The organism is Stenotrophomonas sp. 28608_Sma (assembly GCF_056486185.1).
In genome coordinates this window covers 2186049-2209838 of the sequence record NZ_CM151308.1, presented here as the reverse complement: position 1 = coordinate 2209838, position 23790 = coordinate 2186049, and the positions used below count along the sequence as shown (strand labels likewise).

19 protein-coding genes are annotated in these 23790 nt (G+C 66.6%); 2 read left to right on the top strand and 17 right to left on the bottom strand.

Features of this window, described 5'->3' with window-relative positions; translation table 11 throughout:
• The first annotated feature begins 1046 nt into the window (after positions 1-1046).
• Positions 1047-4124, top strand: a complete 3078-nt coding sequence (locus ACZLHH_RS10395; RefSeq protein WP_180844060.1) for a TonB-dependent receptor — start codon at positions 1047-1049, stop codon at positions 4122-4124.
• Positions 4125-4324: 200 nt separating this feature from the next.
• A complete protein-coding gene (locus ACZLHH_RS10390) occupies positions 4325-4519 on the top strand; it encodes a heavy-metal-associated domain-containing protein (RefSeq protein ID WP_021204511.1) in 195 nt (64 codons plus the stop codon).
• A gap of 80 nt (positions 4520-4599) precedes the next feature.
• On the opposite strand, the gene cueR is transcribed toward ACZLHH_RS10390, so the two are convergent.
• The 17 genes from cueR to hisG all read right to left on the bottom strand — a co-directional run bounded on the left by cueR (position 4600) and on the right by hisG (position 23777).
• Entirely contained in the window at positions 4600-5055 is a 456-nt protein-coding gene (gene cueR, locus ACZLHH_RS10385) for a Cu(I)-responsive transcriptional regulator (RefSeq protein ID WP_032129957.1), read from the bottom strand.
• An 11-nt stretch (positions 5056-5066) separates the two neighbouring features.
• Complete coding sequence (locus ACZLHH_RS10380) at positions 5067-7568, bottom strand: heavy metal translocating P-type ATPase (protein WP_180844061.1); 2502 nt, start codon at positions 7566-7568, stop codon at positions 5067-5069.
• Between the two features lie 173 nt (positions 7569-7741).
• Positions 7742-10699, bottom strand: a complete 2958-nt coding sequence (locus ACZLHH_RS10375; protein ID WP_180844062.1) for a TonB-dependent receptor plug domain-containing protein — start codon at positions 10697-10699, stop codon at positions 7742-7744.
• A gap of 297 nt (positions 10700-10996) precedes the next feature.
• Positions 10997-11539 (bottom strand): hypothetical protein, encoded by a 543-nt coding sequence (locus ACZLHH_RS10370; RefSeq protein WP_219634854.1) that lies wholly within the window; start codon positions 11537-11539, stop codon positions 10997-10999.
• Between the two features lie 214 nt (positions 11540-11753).
• Positions 11754-12485 (bottom strand): copper homeostasis protein CutC, encoded by a 732-nt coding sequence (locus ACZLHH_RS10365; RefSeq protein WP_180844063.1) that lies wholly within the window; start codon positions 12483-12485, stop codon positions 11754-11756.
• The gene (locus ACZLHH_RS10360) at positions 12482-13480 is read right to left on the bottom strand and encodes a glycosylasparaginase (RefSeq protein WP_180844064.1); all 999 of its coding nucleotides are present in this window, start codon (positions 13478-13480) and stop codon (positions 12482-12484) included. Before ACZLHH_RS10360 ends, ACZLHH_RS10365 begins: the two co-directional genes overlap by 4 nt.
• 51 nt (positions 13481-13531) lie before the next feature.
• Complete coding sequence (locus tag ACZLHH_RS10355) at positions 13532-14554, bottom strand: glucokinase (RefSeq protein WP_180844065.1); 1023 nt, start codon at positions 14552-14554, stop codon at positions 13532-13534.
• An 84-nt stretch (positions 14555-14638) separates the two neighbouring features.
• On the bottom strand, positions 14639-14923 hold the full coding sequence (locus ACZLHH_RS10350) for a hypothetical protein (RefSeq protein WP_076738991.1): 285 nt from the start codon (positions 14921-14923) through the stop codon (positions 14639-14641).
• A 36-nt stretch (positions 14924-14959) separates the two neighbouring features.
• Positions 14960-16549, bottom strand: a complete 1590-nt coding sequence (locus ACZLHH_RS10345; protein WP_180844066.1) for a calcineurin-like phosphoesterase C-terminal domain-containing protein — start codon at positions 16547-16549, stop codon at positions 14960-14962.
• Between the two features lie 153 nt (positions 16550-16702).
• Positions 16703-17323, bottom strand: a complete 621-nt coding sequence (gene hisIE, locus ACZLHH_RS10340; protein WP_180844067.1) for a bifunctional phosphoribosyl-AMP cyclohydrolase/phosphoribosyl-ATP diphosphatase HisIE — start codon at positions 17321-17323, stop codon at positions 16703-16705.
• A complete protein-coding gene (hisF, locus tag ACZLHH_RS10335) occupies positions 17313-18089 on the bottom strand; it encodes an imidazole glycerol phosphate synthase subunit HisF (RefSeq protein ID WP_180844068.1) in 777 nt (258 codons plus the stop codon). Before hisF ends, hisIE begins: the two co-directional genes overlap by 11 nt.
• On the bottom strand, positions 18083-18817 hold the full coding sequence (gene hisA / locus ACZLHH_RS10330) for a 1-(5-phosphoribosyl)-5-[(5-phosphoribosylamino)methylideneamino]imidazole-4-carboxamide isomerase (RefSeq protein ID WP_180844069.1): 735 nt from the start codon (positions 18815-18817) through the stop codon (positions 18083-18085). The genes hisF and hisA overlap by 7 nt, the downstream gene beginning before the upstream one ends.
• Complete coding sequence (gene hisH / locus ACZLHH_RS10325; protein WP_008268504.1) at positions 18814-19416, bottom strand: imidazole glycerol phosphate synthase subunit HisH; 603 nt, start codon at positions 19414-19416, stop codon at positions 18814-18816. Before hisH ends, hisA begins: the two co-directional genes overlap by 4 nt.
• A complete protein-coding gene (gene hisB / locus ACZLHH_RS10320; protein ID WP_071229228.1) occupies positions 19413-20486 on the bottom strand; it encodes a bifunctional histidinol-phosphatase/imidazoleglycerol-phosphate dehydratase HisB in 1074 nt (357 codons plus the stop codon). The genes hisH and hisB overlap by 4 nt, the downstream gene beginning before the upstream one ends.
• Entirely contained in the window at positions 20483-21577 is a 1095-nt protein-coding gene (gene hisC / locus ACZLHH_RS10315; protein ID WP_071229229.1) for a histidinol-phosphate transaminase, read from the bottom strand. Before hisC ends, hisB begins: the two co-directional genes overlap by 4 nt.
• The gene (hisD, locus tag ACZLHH_RS10310; protein WP_049398513.1) at positions 21574-22869 is read right to left on the bottom strand and encodes a histidinol dehydrogenase; all 1296 of its coding nucleotides are present in this window, start codon (positions 22867-22869) and stop codon (positions 21574-21576) included. The genes hisC and hisD overlap by 4 nt, the downstream gene beginning before the upstream one ends.
• Positions 22866-23777: an ATP phosphoribosyltransferase gene (gene hisG, locus ACZLHH_RS10305; RefSeq protein WP_180844070.1), complete on the bottom strand. Its 912-nt coding sequence runs from the start codon at positions 23775-23777 to the stop codon at positions 22866-22868. Before hisG ends, hisD begins: the two co-directional genes overlap by 4 nt.
• Positions 23778-23790: the final 13 nt, after the last annotated feature.

Genomic DNA, 23790 nt, shown 5'->3' with positions numbered 1-23790 from the left:
GTAGAGCATGCAGGTTCAGCCGAATGCATTCTGCGGCGCAGCATGAGAGGGGGTGTTCGGCAGGGCTGCGCCCTGCACCCGCTCCGAGCTGGAGCAACAGCAACACCAACAGCAGAAGCTGATTTCCTGTGGGGAGGCGGGGTGGGTCCGGTTGCGGGGGCCGCTGCAAGTACGTCCATGTAAGCTCGGTCGCCGCATCCATGCGGCTCACGCCCCCGCAACCGGACCCACCCCGCCTTCGACAGTTTCTCGCGATCTGCAGTAGATCCACGCCATGCGTGGATCAATCTCTGTCGGATAACGAAATCAATCGGGATCAGATCCGTTTTCCAACGGAAAACGGATCTGACCCCATGACCTCGCGTGATTCCAAGACCTATCCAACCGTCACCAGGAAACTGTCGGGGGTGGGGCGATGTGGGCTGGCAGGACCGTTGGCGCCATGGATGGCGCCATCGAGCCCCCATGGGTGAGGGCGCTTTGCTTGCGAAGCACTGCTTCGCAAGCGCCCGAACGCCCAGCCGCCAGCGGCTGGGCCGGACCCCGGAGGGGGGTTTACGGCGTGTCCTGCCAGCCCACACCGCCCGGCCAAACCAGCAGAAAACCAGAGCCGCTTTGGTTTTGGTTTTGGCTTTGGCTTTGGCTTTGGCTTTGGCTTTGGATTTGGCTTTGGCTTTGGCTGTTGCCGGCCAGCGGCCGGCACTACCGCAGGTGCAGGGCGCAGCCCTGCCGCCCCACCCTCCCCTGCGCACGAAAACGATTTCACTGATTTCAGCAAACCGTCAGGCCATCGCCACGCCAGTACCATATTGCGGAGCAGCATGCGCCCGCGGGCGACCCATGCTAAAAAACGCCCGCCCATCGCTTAGATCGATCCAAGAACGACACTGCGATGGCCGGGAGTTGGGGGAGCAGCAACAGGACGTACCAGGCCACGCGCACGGTGCTACTGCCACTGCATGGCAATAGCGACAATGTCACTTCAAATTAGATCGATTCAAGTTGTCCGTGCCACGTCACCGGATCAATCCAGGAGAGAGGGAGAGATGGGAATGAAGCATTCAACACGTACGCATGGTCAGGACGCACTGGCGCTGGCCATCGCGCTGGCCTTGGCCGCCGCCGTCATTCCGGCTGGCGCCGCCGCGCAGCAGGCCGCTTCCACCGGCGCGCAGGAAGCCACCAACCTGGACAGCGTCCAGGTCACCGGCTACCGCTACGCCATTGAAAAGAGTCTTGAGCAGAAGCGCGACGCCAACGCCGTGGTCGAAGTGATCACCGCCGAAGACGTCGGCAAGTTCCCTGACAAGAACGTGGCCGACGCTCTGCAGCGCGTGCCCGGCGTGGTCATCACCCGCAGTGGCGGCGAAGGCAAGAGCGTCAGCGTGCGTGGCCTGGCACCCGACCTGACCCTGACCCAGTTGAACGGCAACTACGTGGCCACGTCGGAAACCAACGACGAAGCCACCCGTTCGTTCAACTACACCCTGCTGCCGTCGAACATGCTGTCCAGTGCCGAGCTGTTCAAATCACCGGAAGCCCGCATCGATGAAGGCGGCATCGGCGGCACGGTCATCCTGCACACCCGCCGTCCGCTGGACATGGAGTCCAACTCGGGCTTCGTCACGCTCGAGGGCACCTCCTCCGATACCCACCACGATATCGACCCGCAGGCGTCGGCCCTGTATTCGTGGCACAGCAAGGACGAGCGTTTCGGCGTGCTGATCGGCGTGACGCAGCAGAAGCGCACCACCCGCACCATGGAAGCCAGCACCGAGGACTACCAGTGGTACGGCGCCGGCAAGGCGCGCGATGCCTATGGCAACGTGCAGGCGCAGGATGGCATCCACTACTGGTGGGGCAAGTCAGGCTTCAACAACCAGACCGGCGGCAACTACAGCGACTTCTTCATGCCGACGTCGGTCAACTTCGCGGTGAAGGAAGAGAAGCGCGAACGCAAGGGCGGCCAGCTGACCTTCCAGTTCAAGCCGGTCGACAACGTTACGATGACGGCCAACTACTTCCGCTTCGAGCTGCAGGGTGACTACACCCAGAACATGCTGAAGATTCCGGAATGGAGCATGGCCCGCTTCAACGGCGATGGAAACTGGGCCGGCGGCCGCCTGCTCAACGGCCTGGATTTCGATCCCAGCGGCAACACCGTTACCGGCGCCCAGTTCGAAAAGCTGGCTGGAAAGACCTACTACTGCAGCGAAGACCAGGCCAAGGCCGCTGGCCTCAAGCCCGGCGGCTGGGGCCCGGACGACTGCACGGTTCCGACGCCGCAGCTGACCGGTGGCTACAGCAAGGAAAAGGCGCTCTCGCAGACCGCTGACCTGACCATCGACTGGGACATCAGCCCGCTGTGGAAGGCCTCGTTCACCGGCGGCCGTACCTGGTCCGAAGGTGGTCCGTCGATGAACTTCCGGATGTCGGCCAAGCCGCGCCGCAAGGTCGGCAACGATTACCTGTCGGGCAACCTGTACAGCGCCTGGGACCTGACCGGTACGCCGTCGGCCACCTTCTCGCCCGACCTGCAGCAGCAGCTGATGAACGGCATCGCCGAAGTCGACACCGGCTCGACCGATTCGTCGTGGAAGCGCACCGAGGTCAAGCAGAACTACTTCCAGGCTGACGTCACCAAGCTGTTCGAGTCCGGCTGGCTGGACTCGATCCAGTTCGGCGCCAAGTACCGTGACGGCAAGGTCCATCGCAATACCGGCAACACCTACTGGGTGTGCCCGGGCCGCGACCCGGCCGACTATGACAACAGCCGCTACCAGAGTGGCTGCGATCCGACTGCGGGCGACGCGCAGCCGGGCTTCTTCCTGTCCAATCCGATCAGCAACATCGCGGGCGGCTTCAATGCCAACGTGTTCCCGGGCATCAACTACCCGGCCTACATCGATTACCTGAACAAGACCTACGGTGGTTCTCACAACCGCACCGAGGAAGACTTCGTCTACAACGTCAACGAGAAGATCTACTCGGGCTACTTCCAGGCCAACTTCCGCACCGAACGCGTGCGCGGCAATGTCGGCGTGCGCGTGGTGCGCACCAAGCAGTTCGCGCAGTCCTCCGACTCGATCGAGAAGTTCAACGACTACTTCCTGGACAACGCGTCCGGCGCACCGATGGCGTGCACCGATCCGGCCGCTGCGGCCTACCCGACCTACAGCTGCGAGAGCGGCTTCGTGCGCCTGCCGCACGATCTGGCGCAGAGCAAGACCTACAGCCTGATCGGCGTGGATCGCACCTACACTGACGTACTGCCGAGTTTCAATATCGCCTGGGACATCACCGACACGCTGGTGCTGCGTGGTGCCGCATCGAAGGTGATCGCCCGCCCTGGCTACACCGACATAGCAGCACCGGGCGCACTGAGCTATTACAGCGAAGAGTACGTCAATGATCGCCGCGTTGCCGGTGGCGCATCGACCGCAGGCTGGGTCGGCCAGGGCAGCAACAAGCAGCTGGAACCGTTCAAGGCCACCCAGTTCGACCTGGGCCTGGAGTGGTACTTCCAGCCGGGCGCGGTCGCCGGCGTCGGCCTGTTCCGCAAGAACGTGGACAACTTCACCCTGCCGGTGGTGCGCGACACGCCGATGGTCATCAACGGTGAAGCGGTGAACGTGCAGCGCTACGAGACCCAGGCCAATGGCCGCGATGGTGTCTCGCAGGGCGTCGAGCTGTATGGCCAGTACACGTTCGATTTCGGCTTCGGCGTGCAGGCCAACTACACCTACAACGACACCAACCTGGCCTCCATTGTTCTGGACGGTCAGGAAATCGGCTCCTCGCCACTGGTCGGCAGCGCCAAGAACCAGGCCAATGTCACGGTGTTCTACGAGAACGAGAAGTTCCTCGCGCGCGCCTCGTTCAACCGTCGCGGCCAGGTGGTCGGTGGGCTCAACAATGGCCTCACCGTCTACACCGAGCCGTATGACCAGCTGGATCTGAACGTGGCCTACAACCTGACCCCGGACTGGACCCTGACCGCCTCGGTGATCAATGCCACCAAGTCCGAGCAGCGCGTTCACCTGGGCAGCGACACCAAGGCACGCCTGATCTCCAATACCTACGCAGGCCGCCAGCTGTACTTCGGCGCTACCTGGAAGTTCTAAGGCAACACCGGGTTGCCCGGGCCTGCCCCGGTGCAACCCACGCCCCGCCCTGGCGGGGACGTTCCTCCACGGCAGCCACGCTGGTACAGGTGGCTGCCGTTTTCATTGGTGCTTTGTCTTCGGTTCAGCCCTGCGCTTGACCCTGCCAATGTTGGAAGGTGCACACTGGCGCCACCCCAAGAGCACCGAAGGAGCTACAGATGGAATTCCACGTGGAAGGCATGACCTGCGGCGGCTGCGCACGCAGCGTGACCAAGGCGATCGAGCTGGTCGATCCGCAGGCCAGCGTGCAGGCAGATCCGGCCAGCCGTCGCGTGCAGGTGCAGACCTCGGCCAGCGAAGCGCAGATCGTGGCGGCGCTGACCGATGCAGGCTTCCCGCCGCGCACGGCCTGATCCCCTACCCTGCGCCTGCAACGAAAAGCCCGCCCGGTGCAGCTGCACCGGGCGGGCTTTTTCATGCACGCAACGCCAGGTCAGTGCTTGTGCGTGCGGCGCCGTACTGCACCGGTCTTCGCGGTCTCCGGCGGTGCCAGGGTCTCTTCGTCTTCGCCCAGCCGCTGCAGGATCGGGCATTCCGGGCGCTCATCGCCCGCACAGCAGCTGATCAACGACTTCAGCGTGTCGGCCATCTGCCGCATGCTTTCGATACGCTGCTCCAGGTCGGCGATGTGCTGTTCGGCAAGATGCTTGACGTCGGCACTGTGCCGCGAGGTGTCGTTCCACAGGCCGAGCAGATCGGTGATCTCCGCCACCTGGAAGCCAAGATCGCGCGCCCGCCGAATGAAGCGCAGGCGGTGGATGTCCGCCTGCGAATATGCCCGGTAGCCGGACTCGGTGCGATCGGCCGCAGGAATCAGGCCGATCTGTTCGTAGTAGCGGATCATCTTCGCCGAAACGCTGGACGCCTTGGCGGCTTCACCGATGTTCATGCGGTTCTCCTTCAGTGGCTCGCAGCGGGGGCATCCGCCATCGGCGGCTGGAAGCGGCGCAGGCGCAGTGCGTTGCCCAGCACGAACACGCTGGACAGCGCCATCGCACCGGCGGCGAACACCGGCGAGAGCAACACACCCCATACCGGGTACAGCACGCCGGCCGCCACCGGAATCAATGCGGTGTTGTAGGCGAAGGCCCAGAACAGGTTCTGCCGGATGTTGCCCAGCGTTGCCTTCGAAAGCGCGATGGCATTCGGCACGCCCTGCAGGTTGCCCGACATCAGCACCACATCGGCCGACTCCACCGCGATATCGGTGCCGGTGCCGATGGCCAGGCCGACATCGGCCTCGGCCAGCGCCGGCGCATCGTTGATGCCGTCTCCAACGAAGGCGACATGGCCGTGCGTGGCCTTCAAGCGACGCACCGCTTCGACCTTGCCTTCCGGCAGCACCTCGGCAACGACTTCATCGATACCCAGCTGGCGTGCGATCGCCTGCGCGGTGCCGGCATTGTCGCCGGTGATCATCGCCACCTTCAGGCCAAGCTGGTGCAGCGCCGCGATCGCGGCCGGCGTGCTCGGCTTGATCGGATCGGATACTGCGATGATCGCTGCCAGGCGTCCATCGATGGCCGCGTACAACGGCGACTTCCCCTGCGCGCCGAGTTCGGCCGCCAGCGCCGCAAATGCGGTGATATCCACGCCCAGGTCGCGCATGAAGCGATCAGCACCGACCTCCACACGCGCACCCTCGACGCTGGCGCGTACACCCATGCCGGTGACCGATTCGAAGTCGACCATGGCCGGCAATGCGATGCCATGCTCGGTGGCTGCATCGACGATGGCGCGGGCGATCGGATGCTCCGAACGTGATTCCACGGTGGCGACGGCGGCCAGCACTGTGCCGCGATCAAAGCCGTCGGCGATCTCCAGGTCGGTCAGGCGCGGGCGGCCTTCGGTCAGCGTGCCGGTCTTGTCCACCGCCACCACCTGCGCGTCCTTCAGCAACTGCAGTGCTTCACCCTTGCGGAACAGCACGCCCATCTCGGCGCCACGACCGGTTCCGACCATGATCGACGTCGGCGTGGCCAGACCCATTGCACACGGGCAGGCGATGATCAGCACCGCCACCGCATTGACCAGCGCGAAGCTCAGCGCCGGCGATGGGCCGAAGATCAACCAGACCGCGAAGGTCGCCAGTGCGGCCAGCATCACCGCCGGCACGAACCACAGGGTGACCTTGTCGACCACCGCCTGGATCGGCAGCTTCGAGCCCTGTGCCTGTTCGACCATGCGGATGATCTGCGCCAGCATGGTCTGCGCGCCCACCGCCGTGGCACGCACGGTCAGTGCACCTTTCTGGTTGACCGTGCCGCCGACCACGCTGCTGCCCGGCTGCTTCTCGACCGGAATCGGTTCGCCACTGATCATCGACTCGTCGATGTAGCTGCGCCCCTCGATCACCTCGCCATCGACCGGCACGCGCTCGCCCGGGCGCACTTCCACCACATCGCCGCTCAGAACCTCGTTGACCGGGATCTCGATCGTACGGCCGTCACGGATCACATGCGCGACCTTGGCCTGCAGGTTGACCAGGCGCTTGATCGCCTCGGAGGTGCGGCCCTTCGCGCGCGCTTCAAGGAAGCGGCCGAGCAGGATCAGCGCGACGATCACCGCCGCTGCTTCGTAGTAGACGTTCACCGTGCCCGGCGGCAGCAACCGCGGTGCAAAGGTCGCCACCACCGAGTAACCGAACGCTGCGGCGGTACCCACCGCCACCAGCGAGTTCATGTCCGGTGCCAGCCGCAGCAGTGCCGGGAAACCCTTCTGGTAGAAACGGCGGCCGGGAATGGCCAGCACCAGCAGGGTCAGTACGAACTGCAGGTACCAGCTGGTCTGCATGCCGAGGGTGGCCATCACCCATTCGTGCATGCCGGGAATCAGGTGCGACCCCATTTCCAGCACGAACACCGGAAGTGCAAGTGCGGTGGCCACGATCAGGTCGCGTTTCAGTTCGGCGCGCTCGGCATCCTTCTTTTCCGCCGCTTCGTCATCGGACTGAACGCCCGCTTCGATGGCATGGGCGGCATAACCGACCTTGTCGATGGCCGCTACCAGCGCATCCACAGCGGCCACGCCGCGCACCGTAGCGCGTTCGGTGGCCAGGTTGACGCTGGCCTGGCTGACGCCCGGTACCGCCAGCAGCGCGCGCTCGACGCGACCGACGCAGGAGGCACAGGTCATGCCTTCCACTGCCAGCTCGATGGTGCCGGCCGGCACGTCATAGCCCACCCGCTCCACCGCCTGGATCAGCGCGGCGCGATCGACCGGACCGGACGGGCGGATATCCGCGCGCTCGGTGGCCAGATTGACCGAAACACTGCCGACGCCCTCGACCTTGGACAGCGCCGCTTCGACACGGCCGACGCAGCTGGCGCAGGTCATGCCCTCGATGGGCAGGCTGATGGTGGACGGGCTTGCGGGGACTGCAGTGGCGCGGGGCGTGCTCATGATCGGATTCCCGGGGTTCCTTCTGGATGCGGACAGGCTAAACCTTGCCATCGTGGGAAGGTCAAATCCAGCCACCCCGGGGTTCATGAAGGGGTTCATCCACGCATGGCGTGGATCTACCGGGCGGACGGGGGCGCCTTGCGGATCAAGGCCCGACGCCCCCGCCGTCCACCTCAGAAGGTGAACACGTATTCCAGCGCGAACTCGCGGCCAACCGCGCCGAGCAGGCGGGTCGGAGCGAAATCGTAGTCCAGCTTGTACGGGTCCTTGTGGTTCCAGCTGGCCGAGTTGAACGCGTTGTTGACGTAGACATTGACCTTGGCATGCTCGGTCACCTGGTAGCCCACGTTGAAGTTCCAGGTGATGAACGGCCCGACCCGCCCGTAGTAGCGCGCCGTCTGCTGGCCGGCGTTGGGATTCGGATTCGGCGAGCCGTCCGGACGCGTCGCCGGCTCCAGACAGTTGAGCGACGGGCTGTCGCTGGGCACGTAACCATCGGCGAACGGCAGGCAGCCGCCAGGATTGTTCAGGCGATCGGTGCCCCAGTGGTAGCGCACGCCCGGCACCGGACCGATGCGATCGGCATAGACGTTGGCATTCCAGTTGCCACGCTGCCAGGCCAGGCTCGCGCGCAGCTTGCTGCGCAGGTCACGGTCACGACGCTCCGGGTTCGGATCGTTGGCATAGCGCTGCTCCTTGGTCGAGATCTGGTTGGTGTAGTTCAGGCCGAGCTGGAAGCTGCCCCACTGCGCGGTTTCCAGACGATAGCGCGCGGTCAGGTCGATGCCGCGCACTTCGCGGCTGGCCAGGTTGAACGGGCCGCGCTCGATCGATACCAGGCGGCCGTTGCTGTCACGGTTCACGCGGGCCAGGATGCCAGCGCAATACTCGCCACCGGCCGGATTGGCCCACGGCGTACCGTCCATGTTCTTGCCGGTCAGACAGCCCGCTTCGCTGGCCAGCACCTCGTCGGCGCCAACGTCGACGATCATGTCTTCCAGCTTGATTGCCCAGTAGTCGGCACTGACCGAGAGATTGGGCATCACGTCCCAGACGAAACCGACCGTCCACGAATCACCGGTCTCCGAGCGCAGCAGCGGCGTGCCACGCCGGTTCACATCGAACGTGTACCAGACATCGGTATTGCCCACGCCACAGTTGTTGACCAGGTACGCGCCGCTCTGGATGCAGCGCAGGCGGTCATAGGTCTGCACTTCAGAGCTGCTGGGCTGGCCCAGCAGGTAGTGCATGTCCGGCGCATGGAAGCTGGTGGCATAGGAGCCACGCACCAGCAGCGACTCCACCGGGCGCCATTCCAGGCCGACATTCCAGGTGGTCTCCTTCTGGCTGCCGATGTCCAGCGCTTCGCCGCTGTTGTCAGCCTTGTAGCTGCCATAGCGGTCATAGCGCGCGGCCGCAGTGGCGGTCACGCTTTCCAGCAGCGGGATCTTGAACTCGACGCCGGCCGAATAGCGGGTACGCTCGCCGCCACCGCGATCGACGTTCTGCAGGTCGAAATCGATGCCGGCGCGCGGATCCGGACTGAGGTGATAGCCCTGCTGCGCGACTTCGGCCACCGCCGCGAACGAGATCGGACCGGCCCAGCCCTGGAACAGCTCGCCGGTGATGTCCGCCGACGCCTGGTTGACCCATGAGGACGCACGGTTCTTCGCCACCGTGCCCATCTGCCAGTACTGGTCCGGCGTCAGCGGGTTCCACCAGCGCGATTCGTTCAACGCATAGATCGCCTCGCCGTCGGCGGTAGTGCCCAGCTTCGGGCCGAGGAAATAGTCGTACGACTTCTGCTTGTCGACCACGTTCTGCCGCTCTTCAACGCGGTAGTAGGAACGGCCCACCGTGGCGCTCCAGTCGAAGCGATCGGCCAGGCGACCACGCAGGCCCGCACTCCAGTCCCAGGACAGTTCGCGGTTGGTGTTGCGCAGCGTATCCAGGCCGCCCACCTCGTTCGGGGTGAACTGGCGCACGCCGAGGATCGGGCGGTTGCGGTTGGCGTCCCAGTAGTAGCCGTTGTCATCGTCGATCAGCGACACGCCGGGCGGATTGGTGCCCCAGATCGCTTCGGAGCGGTACACCGCCAGGTTGGTCCAGGCCTGCAGGTCATTGCTGAAATCGAAGGTGGCATACAGGTTGCCGGACACGTTCTCGGCACCGCCGGTGAGCAGCCAGTTGGCGTAGTCGGCGCTCATGCCGCACAGGCGGCCGGTGTTGCTGATGGTGTTGGCGGCGTAGTTGTAGACCAGGCGATCGGCGGTGTAGTACTCGCCATCGAACTTCTCGCAGGTGCCGGTGGGCGGCGCCAGGCGCTGGCCGGTGGTGGGATCGATCAGCGCCAGGCCGGCGGTGGGACGGAACCCGACCTTGCGTTGTTCCATGTTCCAGGACGGGTACGGCGCATCGTCGGCATCGTCCATCTGCGGGCGGTCACGTCCGAACAGCGGATCGCGCTTGGTGTACTGCAGCGCGTAGGTCACGCTCCAGTTGTCGCCGGTCTTGCCGCCGGCCCAGGACAGATCCCAGGTATCGCGGCCGCCTTCGGTGGAGGTACCACCGCGCACGCGTACTTCGTCGCCGTCATAGTTGGTCTTCAGGATGACGTTGACCACGCCGGCGATCGCATCCGAGCCATAGATGGCCGAGGCGCCACCGGTCAGCACTTCGATGCGCTCCACCGCGGCAGCGGGAATGTTGCCGTAGTTGGAGAAGTTGGTTTCGCCACCGTAGGGCAGCGGGTAGTCCGCTACGCGACGCCCGTTGACCAGCAGCAGCGAACGGTTCGGGCCCATCCCGCGCAGGTTCAGGCCGCTGGCATTGGGCGTGTGCGAACCCCACTGCGAGGCCGCCTCGACGGTGCCGGTGGCTTCAGTGAGTGTCTTCAGCGCGTCGTACACGCTGACGAAGCCTTCCTTCTGGATCTGTGCGGCGGTGATCACGTTGACCGGCGCTGGGCCTTCAACGCTGGCGCGCTTGATGCGCGAACCGGTGACGGTGACCGCGTCGAGATCCTTGGTGGACGAACTGGCGGCCTCCTGCGCGCTGGCCGCCAGGGGCAACAGGGCCAGGACCAGGGCCTGGGACAGCAGGTGACGACGCTTGCGGACGATCTGAGCCATGGGTGGTTGCTCTTCGAAAGTGTGGACGCACGGACGGGTGGTGGCGCGGCACTACGGCTGATCCGGGCACCTGGATCGGTTCAAGACCGTCCCGACACCCTCCCCTGTGGATCGATCCAAACTAAAGCACAGCTGAACCACGCCCGGCATGCGGCGACGCAGCAACACGTGGCGTAATGCCGTTATCGGCTGCAGGTATCCAAAACAATCAACGGGTTGCGAAACATCGCTGAGAAGACGGCGCACACGTCAATGACACGATCGCGACAATCGTGCGCGGAACTGTTTTGTCCGCCCTCAGCGGCTTCTCTCGTCCGATTGAAGCGGGACAAAACGGCCATTGCGGAGTGCATAGTGGCTTGAGGCCTTCCCGTCAGGCCCGGCACCCCACCACGTGATGGTGAACCCGTCGTGCTGCCAGACCACCGAGGAAAAGTCGGACTCACTTTCGGGACTTCCCGAGTTCTGGCTGGCCAGGGACACGGTCTCAAGGCAACTACTGATCAGTATCCTGCCCCGCTCGACAGGTTTGGGCGGGATCAATTCGTAGACGAAGAGTTCGATCTCGCGCCCCGCGCCACAATGGCCCATCGGGCTATCGGCGTTTGAATCGAATACCTGGTACATCGCCCGAAAGCGTTGATTTCCAATCAGATGCTCGCGCGTGTCGACGAACGCACCATTAGCAGCGGGAGTCAGCGTCACCCCGCTCAGGACAGTGTCGATGCGGATTCCCTCGGGACCGGCCGCCTTCCAGATCAACACGGGGGACTGCCCCTCTTCCGCAGCTGTTACAGCGGCAGGCAGCAGACAGAGAAGCAGCAAGAGCAGTCGAGGCATGCAGAAGGAGGATCGTTGCCACAGGGATGTGGGCCCCCACTGTCGAGAATCTCGATTGGATCGTCCAGTCGGAAACACGGATGCCCCTGCGTTCCGCTGTTTGGCGAATGCTCTGGCTATTCGAGCGCGTCAAAAGCGTCGCTTTTCGGCAATGCGTGCGCATCCAGATGGGGTCAGAGCCCTTCTGCGAAGGGATCCGACCCGGGACTTGCGATCAGGCGTCCAGCGCCTGCCGCAGCGCGGCTACGGTGGCGGTTGCGGTCTGGCTCCAGTCCGGGTCCAGTCCGCGCAGCGCCGGGTTCTGGAACTGCATGGCCGAGCGGCGCAGGCCCTTGGCCGAGGCGTGCAGTTCGGTGCAGCCGGTCTGCCTTGCCACGGTAGCGATGTTGCCCGGTGCCAATCCGGCACCAGCCATCACCGTAATGCGGCCTGCTGCGTGGGTAACGAGGCCTGCCAGCACATCGGCACCCGCCTCGGCACTGACCTGACCGCCCGAGGTCAGCACGCGCTGGCAGCCCAGCCCGATCACCTGCTCCAGCGCGGCGGGCAGATCGCGGGCGGCATCGAAGGCGCGATGGAAGGTCACCTGCAACGGCCCGGCAGCCTGCACCAGCTCGCGGCACAGCGCCACGTCGATCCCGCCCTGTACATCCAGCGCGCCGATCACCACGCCATCGCAGCCCAGTGCGCGGCACTGCGCGATGTCACGCAGCATCAGTTCGGTTTCCAGCGCGTCGTAGTGGAAGTCGCCCGGGCGCGGCCGCACCAGCACGAACAGCGGAATCGACAGGCGTTCGCGGGCAATCGCAATGCTGGCGAACGACGGTGTGGTGCCGCCTTCGGCCAGGTTGTCGAACAGCTCGATGCGGTCGGCACCGCCGGCCTGCGCGGCCAGCGCCGATGCCAGCGAATTGCTGGCGATCTCCAGGGTGAGCCGCGTGCTCACGTCTGGGTGCTCGTGTAGATCGATGGCGAGTCGCGCAGGTCATCCTGGCGCTGCCCATCGCAGACCGCGTAGACAAAGCCGCGATGCAGCGCGTAAGCGCCGACCTCGCCCTGCTTGTTCATGGCCAGGAAGCAGACCTGCAGTGTCTTGCTCGCTTCCGGGCGCTTGCGCACCACGCGGTCGATCGCTTCGCGGCAGGCCTGCGCCGGCGAGCGCCCCTGGCGCATCAGCTCGACCACCAGGAACGAGGCGGCGTTGCGGATCATCTCTTCACCCACGCCCGAAGCGGTGGCCGCGCCCACGTCGTTGTCGACGTACAGGCCGGCACCGATGATCGGACTGTCGCCAACGCGACCGTGCAGTTTCCACGCCATGCCGCTGGTGGTGCAGGCACCGGCCAGATGGCCATTGGCATCCAGTGCCAGCATGCCGATGGTGTCGTGGTTGTCGCTGTTGCCGGGAATACCGCGGCGCTCGGCATTGATCTGCGGCTGGTACTTCTCGGTCTTCAGCCACTCGCGCCAGGCCGCTTCGGCCTGCGGCGTCAGCAGGTGCTTGCGCTCGAAACCCTGCTGCACCGCGAACTGCTGCGCGCCCTCGCCCACCAGCAGCACGTGCGGGCTGTTCTCCATCACTTTGCGCGCCACCGACACCGGATGCAGGATGTCGACCAGCGCGGCCACTGCACCGCAACGGCCATCGCCGTCCATGATGCTTGCGTCCAGGCTCAGCACGCCGTCGCGATCCGGGTTGCCGCAATGGCCGACGGTGGGGTTGCACAGCTCGCTCTCGGCCCAGCGTGCACCGGCTTCGACCGCATCCAGTGCGCTGCCACCCTGCACCAGCACCTTCCATGCGGCCTGGTTGGCCGGCACGCCGAAATCCCAGGTTGATACGACCTTCGCCCCGCCCTGGCTGCGCGCCTGCACGCCCGGTAATGCTGCGATGCCTGCGGCCAGTGCGCCGGCTTGAAGGAACTGCCTGCGATCCACCATTCTCCCCTCCCAGTCTGCAATGCGCGGCCGGCCCGATGCCGGCCCTGCCGATCAGTCGTGCGTGGGCTGCCGTGCGGCGTGCCAGACCGCTGCGCCGAGCACGCCCAGCTGGCCATGCTCCACGCGCCACACCGGTACCTGGCGCAGCACCTCGGTCAGCACACCCTTGTTGAGGAAGCGCTCACGGAAGCGGCCATCGGCCAGGAAATCCTGCACATGCGCGGAAATGCCACCGGCCAGGTACACCGAGCGCGCGCCGACGGCGATCGCTGCGTCGCCGGCCAGGCTGCCCAGCCAGGCACAGAACACCTGCAGTGTTTCCACGGCCAGCGCGTCTTCTCCGCTGCGCGCGGCGCCGATCAGTGCCTCGGTGCTGGTCCACACCGGGGTGACGCCGCGCAGTTCGCACAGGCACGGATACAGGTTCATCAGGCCACTGCCGGACAGCACCCGTTCGTTGTCCACGTGCGACCAGCGCTGCAGCAGTTTGCCCAGCACCTGCAGTTCCAGCGCGTTGCCGGCGCCGAGCGCCGCATGGCCGATCTCGCTGGCCAGCACCGGACGCTCGCCATCGGCGAAACGCAGCGCGGCACCCAGGCCGGTACCCGCGCCCAGCACCAGCGCCGGGAAGGCCTGGGCTGGATCGGCGTCGCCGTTCAGCGGCACCAGGGTTTCCGGCTGCAGGTACGGGATGGCCAGCGCCACCGCTTCGAAATCATTGATCAGCTGCAGTTCGCGCAGGCCGGACTGTTCGCGCGTGGTCGACAGCGAGACCGTCCACGGCAGGTTCGAGTTGATCAGCACATCGCCATCGAGCAGGCCGGCGATGGCCACCACCGCGGTCTGCACCGGCTGGCCGAGGCCACTGGTGAAATCGGCCAGGATCGCGGCCAGGCTGGGGTGCTCGGCGCAGGCATAGGTGCGATGGCTGCCCAGCAGCGGCGCCTGGCCGGGTCGGGTATCAGCCAAGGCCAGACGGGCGAAGGTGCCGCCGACATCGGCGACAACGAGACGGCGCGGAAGACCGCCGCGGGCGGAGTCGGTAGAAACCGGAGACGCTGCTGCGATGGTCACGCTGGCCTGCTTGGATCGATTGAATCGCCCCGATTCTCAGGCATCGGGGCGGCTTTGCCTAGCGCGCCGATGGTTCAGGTTGGCCTACATGCCTTCCTGTTCGGCCACCTGCACCCCGTCCACCAGCACGCGCAGGCGCTGCGGGCGGAAGCCGGCGAACAACAACGGCCGGGTGCGCTCAACCAGTACTTCGTGACCGGCGATCCGCCGCATCCACGACTGTACCAGCGAGAACGAGAAGTGGGTGCCCGGATGCAGCGGATGCTGCACCCAGACCTTCTCGGTAGCGCTCTGCAGCAGCATCGCGCCGGTGAACCAGTGGCGGCTGAGGGTCACCGGCGTGGTGCCGGCCATGAAGCGGATATCCATGCGGGGTCCTTTCGCGTTGGGCAGCGGCGCCCTGGATCAGGGCTGGGCAGTCTGCAGGCTATAGCTGGTGGTGGCGGTGAACACCGCGCCGTCGGGCTGGGTCGAACGCACCTCGACCTTGTGGGTGCCCACCGCCAGATCGGTCGGCAGCGCGCCACGCCACAGGTGCGGCGATGCGGTGGCTTCCGGCGAGCGGTCGTAGCCGCGCAGGCTGTTGGCCAGATCATCGGCCACGTTCTCCACCATCAGGCGCGGGTCGGGCTGGCTGACCTGCTTCATCGGCTGCCAGGCGCCGCCATCGACGCGGTACTCGACCACGCTGGCGTCCTCACCCATGTAGACGTTGGCGTAGACACCCCACGCCGGATAGGCCCCCTGGCGCAGCACCTTGGGTGCATGCAGGCCGATCTGCTCGCTGGCCGGCTGGCCGGCCACGCGGTACTGCAGGCGATAGCTGCCGTTGCCGGCCACGTCGAGCAATGCATAGCCCTTCGGCGTGCCGTCGCTCATGGTGCTGTCCGGCACGCCGGCGGCATTCTTGACGCCCGACCAGAACGCACCGCAGTTGGCACCGACGTTGTATTCGTGCAGCGGCTTGTCACCGTTCCAGCCCTCGGCCTTGCCGTGGTAGACGTGCTGCTGGGTGTGGCTGTGGCCGCTGAGCACCAGCACGTTGCGGAAGTCCTTCAGCAGGTCGAACAGGCGCTGGCGGTCGGCGTGACGGAAGGTCTCGCGCCCCGGCGCCGCGTCGAACAGCGGGATGTGCATGCCCAGCACCAGCAGGCGGTCCTTGTGCAGGCCCTTCAGGTAACTGGCAAGGAAGGCGAACTGGTCCTCGCGCAGGCCGCCGATGTACTTCGGCTTGGCCTTGGGGTCGTAGACCACGTCGTCCAGGAACACGAAGCTGGCGCCACCCTCTTCCACCGCGTAGGTGTCCGGGCCGTAGATGTTGCGCCAGCTGTCGAGCGAGTGTTCGTCGCTGGCCGCATCGAAGTCGAGATCGTGATTGCCCGGCACGTGGAACCACGGCACGCCAAGCTGGGTAGTGACCTTGTTGATCGCCGGGTACAGGGTCAGGTCGTCGTTGACGATGTCACCCAGGGTGGTGCCCATGCGCGCCCTGGTCTGGTCAACCAGCGGCGCCACGATCGACTGCTGGTAGTAGCCGATGTCCTTCAGGCTGGCGGTCTGCGAATCGGTGAACACCAGCATCTGGAAACCACGGCGGCTGTCATGGCGATCCGACTGCAGGGCGAAATCCCAGTTGCGGGTGACGTCGCTGGTCGCGGCGATGCCACCGTACTTCAGTGCCGGTGAACCGTTTGGGCGGTAGTGGCGCCAGAACGAAGGCAGGCCATCGGCCGCCTTCGGGAACGAATACGCATCGGGCTTGATCACGAACACGGTCTGGCCGTCGCGCACTGGCAGGCTGTAGCTGCCATCGGCGGCGGTCTTGACGATGGCCTCGCCGTTGGAGACCTGCACCCCGGCCAGGCCCGGATCGGTCGCACCGCGCCCGGGTTTGCCGTCGCGCTCCAGGTAGACCTTGCCGCTGACCACGGTATCCGCGGCCCAGGCCGGCGAGGTCAGCAACAGGCAGCACAGCCAGGCGGCAGGCAGTTTCATGGGCGGTCCGGGTAAAGAAAGACCGCCTATTGTAGATTCCGTTGGTGACATCGCGCACGCGATGACGCATGCCGGTAGTGCCGGCCGCTGGCCGGCAGCCCTCAGATGCCAGGCGAGCATGAGTTGCCGGCCAGCGGCCGGCACTACCGCAGCTCAACGATGGCGCTTTTCCAGCACCGCCCGCGCATCATCCAGCGACAGCCCGCGCGCGCGCAGCAGCACCAACAGGTGGTACAGCAGGTCCGAGGCCTCGCCCAGCAGCGCCTCGTCGTCCTGCGCCACCGCCGCAAGAGCCGTCTCCACGCCCTCCTCGCCCACCTTCTGCGCGATGCGGCGGATGCCGCCCTCGAACAGGCTGGTGGTGTAGCTGCCCGGCGGGCGTTGCGCCTCGCGCATCGCCACCAGCTGGCCCAGCCCACCCAGGAAGTCCTTCGGTGCCCCGTCGAAACAGCTCTCCGCGCCGGTGTGGCAGGTCGGCCCGGCCGGGCGTGCCATCACCAGCAGCGTGTCGGCATCACAGTCGACACTGATCGACTGCACCACCAGCACGTTGCCGGACTGCTCACCCTTGGTCCACAACCGCTGCTTGCTGCGGCTGAAGAAGGTCATGTGGCCGATGGCCAGCGTGGCAGCCAGCGATTCGGCGCTGACATAGCCCAGCATCAGCACCTGCAGGGTGTCGGCATCCTGCACCACCGCCGGCAGCAGGCCGTCGCCCTTGCCCCAGTCCAGCGCCTGCAGCGCATCCAGCGATGGCCTCACTTCAATAGACATCCCGCACCTCGATCTGCTGTCCGCGCAGGTAGCGCTTCAATTCCGGAATGGCGATGGCGCCGCTGTGGAACACGCTGGCCGCCAACGCGCCGTCGACGTCGGTCTGGTCGAAGGCCTCGGCGAAGTGTTCCATCGCACCGGCACCGCCCGAGGCGATCAGCGGCACCTGGCACAGGGCCCGCGCCTGCTGCAGCTGCACGACATCGTAGCCACGGCGCACACCGTCGCTGTCCATGCAGTTCAGCACGATCTCGCCAGCCCCACGCCGTTGCGCTTCGACGATCCAGTCCAGGGTCCGCAGCGGTACCGCCTGGGTCTTGTCCGGGTCGCCGCTGAAACGGCGTACCCGCCACTGGCCGTCCGCTTCGCGTACCGAGTCCACACCCACCACTACGCACTGCACGCCGAACTCATCTGCCAGCTCGGTGATCAGCTCCGGGCGGCCCAGCGCCGGCGAGTTGATCGACACCTTGTCGGCACCGGCGAACAACACGCGACGCGCGGTTTCCACGCTGTCGATGCCACCGGCCACGCAGAACGGAATGTCGATCAGCCGCGCGATGCGCTCGATCCACGCAACGTCAACCGACCGTGCTTCGGGACTGGCGCCGATGTCATAGAACACCAGCTCGTCGGCACCCTGGTCGCGGTAGCGCTGCGCCAGCTCGGCGATGTCGCCCATGTCGACGTGATCGCGGAAGCGCACGCCCTTGACCACGCGGCCATCGCGCACGTCCAGGCACGGAATGATGCGGCGGCTCAACATGCCAGCGCCTCGCTCAGGTCCATGCGCTGCTCCAGCAGGGCCTTGCCGAGGATGGCACCGCCGCAGCCGGCAGCACGCGCCTCGGCCACATCGGCCACGTCACGGATGCCACCGGACGCCTGCACCGCCACGCCCGGCAGCAGCGCCGACAGGTGCTGGTAGAGGCTGATGTTGGGCCCGGCCAGCATGCCGTCGCGGGCGATGTCGGTGCACAACAGGTGACGCATGCCGGCACGCACATAACGCTGGGCCAGGTCATCCAGGGTCACGCCGGCGTTCTCGGTCCAGCCGTGCACCGGCAGCTGCCATTGGCCCTGGGCATCCTGGCGGGCATCCAGCGCGATGGTGATGCGCTCGGCGCCGAACTCTTCCAGCCAGCCGACCACTTCGTCGGGGCGGCGTACTGCCAGCGAACCCACCACCACGCGGCCGGCGCCGGCGTCGAGGATGCGCGCCACGTCGTCGCGGCCGCGCACGCCACCACCGGTCTGCACCTGCAGCGGGGTCTGCGCACGAATGGATGCCAACAGCGGCGCCAGCGTGTAGCCACCTGCACGCGCCGCATCCAGGTCAACCAGGTGCATCCACTGCGCGCCCTGCGCGGCGAAGGCCTGTGCGCGCGGCAGCGGATCGTCGCCATACGAGGTTTCCTGCGCATAGTCGCCCTGGCGCAGCCGCACCACGCGGCCATCGCGGATATCCAGCGCGGGATAGACGATGAAACTCATGCAGCAGTGCCCTCGAGGAAGTTGCGCAGCATCAACGAACCGGTTTCGCCCGAGCGCTCGGGGTGGAACTGCGCGCCGTAATAGCGCCCTTGCTCCACCACCGCAGTGAACAGGCCGCCGTGGTCGCAGGCGGCGACGGTGTGGGTATTGAGCGGCGCCGCGTAGCTGTGCACGAAGTAGGCGCTGGCGCGCTCCGGCACGCCCTGCAGCAGCAGCGATTCGCGCAGCGGAAGCAGGCGGTTCCAGCCCATGTGCGGCACGCGGATGCCACAGGCCGGCACCAGCTTGCGCACGACGCCGGGAATCAAGCCCAGTGTCTCGACGCCGGCCTCCTCGGACCGCTCGAACAGCAGCTGCATGCCCAGGCAGATGCCCATCAGCGGCACTTCCAGTCGTTGCAGCGGCTCCACCAGGCCCTGCGCGTGCAGGCGCTGCATGCCGGGACCGGCGGCGCCGACGCCGGGCAGGATCACCCGCTGCGCACCGACCAGACCGTCGGCATCGCGCACCAGCCGCACCGTCGCGCCCAAGCGCTCCAATGCGTAGCGCACCGAGCCCAGGTTGGCACCACCGGCATCGATCAGCGCGACGTCGCTCACAACGCCCCCTTGGTACTCGGCAGTGCCGTGCCCTGGCGGGCCAATGCCGGGCGCAGCGCGCGTGCCAGCGCCTTGAAGCAGGCCTCGACCTTGTGGTGATCGTTGTCGCCCCGTACCTGCAGGTTGAGGTTCAGGCCGCTGGCATCGCACAGCGAACGGAAGAAGTGCGGCACCAGCTCGGTCGGCATGTCACCCACCCGCTCGCGCTTGAACTCGCCCTCGAACACGAAATAGGGGCGGCCGCTGAAGTCCAGCGCAGCGCTGGCCAGGGTCTCGTCCATCGGCAGGGTGAAGCCGTAGCGGCCGATGCCGCGCTTGTCGCCCAGCGCCTCGCGCAGGGCCTGACCCAGCGCCAGCCCGGTGTCCTCGATGGTGTGGTGCTCGTCGATGTGCAGGTCGCCCTCGGCCTGGATGTCCAGCGCGAACCCGCCGTGCTTGCCGATCTGTTCCAGCATGTGGTCGAAGAACGGCAGCCCGGTGGCGATGCGCGCATCACCGGCACGGTCCAGATCCAGTTCAACGCGGATCTTCGTCTCCTTGGTGTTGCGCTGGACCACCGCGGTGCGTGGCGCGTCGGCCAGTGCGTGGGCGATGCCCGGCCAGTCCCACTCGCCACCGAACTGTTCGGTGCGCAGCTGGAAGCCACGGATGTTGAGGTTGTCGGCGAACTGCAGGTCGGTGATGCGGTCACCAACCATGCCCGAACGCGCCCAGTCGATGCTGCGGTCCTGCAGGTAGCCTGTCATCAAGCCGATGCCCGGCTTGCGGGTCGGCGCATTGTCCTGCGGCCAGCTGCAGTCGATCAGCACGTCACGGAAGGTGATGCCCTGGCTCTCGAAGATCTGCAGCATCAGCTCGTTGGGGCCATCGAAGCTGGCGCGCGGGTAGCTGTCGCTGCCGAGGCCATCCTGATTGGTGACGATCACGAACTGGTAGCCGGCATCCCGCAGCTTCAGCAGCGCCGGGATCACCTGCGGCACGAAGCGCAGCTTCTCGTAGGCGTCGATCTGGAAATCGGACGGCTCCTCGATGAGGGTGCCGTCGCGGTCGATGAACAGGATTGGTGTCATGCTGCGGCCCTCCGCGCCGACAGGGCCGCAAGCACGCGGTCATTCTCTTCGGGGCTGCCGATACTGATGCGCAGTGCATCACCCAGCTGCGGCGCGGCGCGCTGGTCGCGCACCACCACACCGGCATCCAGCAAGGTGTCGAACGCTGCCTGCGCATCAGCGAAGCGGACCAGCAGGTAGTTGCCGGACGAGCGGTACACGCGACGAACGCCAGGCAGGCCCGGCAGCGCAGCGAACAGACGTTCGCGCTCGGCGATTACCGTGGCCACGCGCTCGGCGGTACGTGCCAGTGCGGCCGGCTGCAGCGCCTGCACGGCCAGCTCGGCGCACGGGGTCGGCACCGGGTACGGCGCCTGGCAGCGCCGCAGTACGGCAATCAGTTCCGGCGCGGCGATCAGGGTGCCGATGCGCGCGGCCGCAAGTGCGTGCGCCTTCGACAACGTGCGCAGCACTGCCAGATTGGCGTGCGTGGCCAGCAACGTGGTCGCCGACGGGCGCTGCGCGTACTCGACATAAGCCTCGTCCACCACCACCAGCGCTTGCCCGCGCAATGCAACCGCCACGCGTTCGACCTCGTCCAGGGCGATGTCACTGCCGGCCGGGTTTGACGGTGCGCACAGGAACACCAGCGTGGCATTGCGTGCCCTGGCGGTGTCGATCACAGCATCCAGATCGGCACGCAGGCCGTCTTCGGTATCCACCAGGGGCACTTCAATCAGTGCGGCGCCCTGCAAGCGCGCGCAGACCGCGTACATGCCAAACACCGGCGGCGTAACCAGCACGCCATCGCGGCCCGGCACGCACAGGGCACGCACCAGCAGATCAATGGCTTCGTCGCTGCCACGGCCGATAAGCAGCTGCGGCGGCGTCACGCCGTACAGCGCCGCCAAGCCCTCACGCAACGCCAGCGGCTGCGGTTCCGGATAGCGCCGGCTGTTGCCCGCCGCATCAGCCGGATTGGCCCAGGCCGACTCGTTGGCGTTCAACCAGACCTCGCCCTGCACCGCCGCGCTGCGCGCCGAGCTGTAGCCGTCGAAGGCCTGCAGATCCGGGCGCACCAGCGCCAGCACATCATCGATATCCGCGTTCATGCCGCCGCCTCCATGCGAAGCGCAACCGCACGCTCATGCGCATCCAGGCCTTCGGCGCTGGCGATGATGCGTGCGCAGCCGCCGATTGCCGCCAAGCCGGCAGCGCTGGCGCTCTGCACGCTGATCAGGTTCTGGAAGCTGGCCACGCTGACACCGCTGTAGGCGCGCGCGGCACCCGCAGTGGGCAGCACGTGATTGGTGCCGCTGCAGTAGTCGCCCAGCGCTTCGGGGGTGTAATCGCCCAGAAACACCGAGCCGGCCGCCTGCACCTGGCCCAGCCAGTCGCGCGGTTCGCGCAGCGCCAGGATCAAGTGCTCGGGCGCATAGCGGTTGCTGATCGCGAAGGCCTCGTCCAGCGAATCGACCTGGATCAGCCGCGACGCCGACAACGCCTGTCGCGCGATCTGCTGGCGCGGCAGCAGGGCCACCTGGCGCTCCACCTCTGCCTCGACCGCCGCCAGCATCGCGGCATCGTCGGTCAGTAGCAGCACCTGCGAATCCGGACCATGCTCGGCCTGCGACAGCAGGTCGGCGGCAACGAACGCCGGATTGGCGCCGGCATCGGCGATCACCAGTACTTCGGAGGGACCAGCCGGCATGTCGATGGCGGCGGCGCCATCCTGTGCGACCTGCTGCTTGGCTTCGGTGACGAAGCTGTTGCCGGGCCCAAACAGCTTGTCACAAGCCGGAATGCTGGCCGTGCCATAGGCCATCGCGGCGATCGCCTGCGCACCACCCAGCTTGAACACGCGCTGCACGCCGGTCAGGCGCGCGGCTACCAGCACCGCCGGATCGGCGCTGCCATCGGCGCGCGGCGGCGTGCACAGCACCACCTGCGGGCAGCCGGCCAGCTGCGCCGGAACGCCCAGCATCAACGCGGTGGACGGCAACGGCGCGCTGCCCGCCGGCACATACAGGCCCACCCGGCCGATCGGACGCAACATGCGTTCGCAGACCACGCCCGGCGCGGTTTCAACTGCATAGCCTTTGCCCATGCCAGCGGCGTGGAAGCGCGCGATGCGTTCGGCGGCTTCGACCATCGCCTGTCGCAGTTCGGCGGGCACAGCGGCTTCGGCAGCGGCGAATTCGGCTTCGGAAACTTCAAACGAGGCCAGCTCGACACGGTCGAAACGTGCAGTAATCGCACGCAATGCGTCGTCGCCCTGCGCGCGCACCTGTGCAATCAGGGCCGCCACCGCGTCACGGGTCTGCTGCGCCACGGTCTGCACCGGGCGGGTCAATGCCGCGCTGCGCGCGGCCTCATCAAGTCGGGACCAGATCAGACGGTTCATGCCAGCGACCGCTCCACGCTCAGTACCATCAGGCCCTGCGCACCCGCACGCTCGAGTTCCTCCATGCGCTGCCAGCTCAACGGGCCGGGGCACATGGTCTGCAGGCGCAGCGCGCCGCCATCGGCCGGCAACCGCACCAGCGGCTCGGCATCGGCCAGCAGCTGCGCCAGCGCGTCGACGCGATCTTCGCTGGCACGGAACATCAGCAGCTTGCGGTCCTGTAGCTGAACCACGCCGTCGAGGCGGCGCAGCAGCATCGCGCGCAGCGATGCACGTGCATCATCCGGCGCGCGCACCGCGCCGGCCAGCACCGCCTCGCTGTCGAGCAGGTTGTGCACCGGGGTCAGCTGGTTGGCGCGCAGGGTGGCGCCGCTGGAGACCAGATCGCAGATCAGGTCGGCGGTGCCCAGGCGCGGGGCGATTTCCACCGAACCGGACAGCTCGACCACCTGTGCGTCCACGCCCTGATCGGCCAGCCACTGCTTGAGGATGGCCGGGTAGCTGGTGGCGATGCGGGTGCCGGCCAGCTGCGCCGGACCCTGCCACTGCCGTTCCTCGGGCACCGCCAGCATCAGCCGGCACTGGCCGAAGCCCAGCCCGCGCAGCGCTTGGTAGGCGTCCGGTAGGCCGATCTGACGGCGTGCCGCGGCCTGTTCGTCCAGCTCGTTGCGGCCGACGATGCCGAGGTCGCAGACGCCGTCGGCGATCAGACCGGGGATGTCGTCGTCGCGCACCAGCAGCAGGTCCACCGGCAGCGATTCGCCGTAGCAGAACAGCTTGTCGCGGCTCTCGCGCCAGCTCAGGCCGCAGGCGCTGAGCAGGTTGCGCGCGGGTTCGGCCAGCCGGCCACTCTTCTGGATGGCGATACGCAGCCGGTCTCGTGCCGGCGCTGCCTGGGTTGCACTCATGGGGGATGTCTCG

Bases quoted from the DNA above. Each gene is read 5' to 3' on its own strand.
- ACZLHH_RS10395 (WP_180844060.1), top strand. From the start codon at position 1,047: ATGGGAATGAAGCATTCAACACGTACGCATGGTCAGGACGCACTGGCG.
- ACZLHH_RS10390 (WP_021204511.1), top strand. From the start codon at position 4,325: ATGGAATTCCACGTGGAAGGCATGACCTGCGGCGGCTGCGCACGCAGC.
- cueR (WP_032129957.1), bottom strand. From the start codon at position 5,055: ATGAACATCGGTGAAGCCGCCAAGGCGTCCAGCGTTTCGGCGAAGATG.
- ACZLHH_RS10380 (WP_180844061.1), bottom strand. From the start codon at position 7,568: ATGAGCACGCCCCGCGCCACTGCAGTCCCCGCAAGCCCGTCCACCATC.
- ACZLHH_RS10375 (WP_180844062.1), bottom strand. From the start codon at position 10,699: ATGGCTCAGATCGTCCGCAAGCGTCGTCACCTGCTGTCCCAGGCCCTG.
- ACZLHH_RS10370 (WP_219634854.1), bottom strand. From the start codon at position 11,539: ATGCCTCGACTGCTCTTGCTGCTTCTCTGTCTGCTGCCTGCCGCTGTA.
- ACZLHH_RS10360 (WP_180844064.1), bottom strand. From the start codon at position 13,480: ATGGTGGATCGCAGGCAGTTCCTTCAAGCCGGCGCACTGGCCGCAGGC.
- ACZLHH_RS10350 (WP_076738991.1), bottom strand. From the start codon at position 14,923: ATGGATATCCGCTTCATGGCCGGCACCACGCCGGTGACCCTCAGCCGC.
- ACZLHH_RS10345 (WP_180844066.1), bottom strand. From the start codon at position 16,549: ATGAAACTGCCTGCCGCCTGGCTGTGCTGCCTGTTGCTGACCTCGCCG.
- hisIE (WP_180844067.1), bottom strand. From the start codon at position 17,323: ATGTCTATTGAAGTGAGGCCATCGCTGGATGCGCTGCAGGCGCTGGAC.
- hisF (WP_180844068.1), bottom strand. From the start codon at position 18,089: ATGTTGAGCCGCCGCATCATTCCGTGCCTGGACGTGCGCGATGGCCGC.
- hisA (WP_180844069.1), bottom strand. From the start codon at position 18,817: ATGAGTTTCATCGTCTATCCCGCGCTGGATATCCGCGATGGCCGCGTG.
- hisB (WP_071229228.1), bottom strand. From the start codon at position 20,486: ATGACACCAATCCTGTTCATCGACCGCGACGGCACCCTCATCGAGGAG.
- hisC (WP_071229229.1), bottom strand. From the start codon at position 21,577: ATGAACGCGGATATCGATGATGTGCTGGCGCTGGTGCGCCCGGATCTG.
- hisD (WP_049398513.1), bottom strand. From the start codon at position 22,869: ATGAACCGTCTGATCTGGTCCCGACTTGATGAGGCCGCGCGCAGCGCG.
- hisG (WP_180844070.1), bottom strand. From the start codon at position 23,777: ATGAGTGCAACCCAGGCAGCGCCGGCACGAGACCGGCTGCGTATCGCC.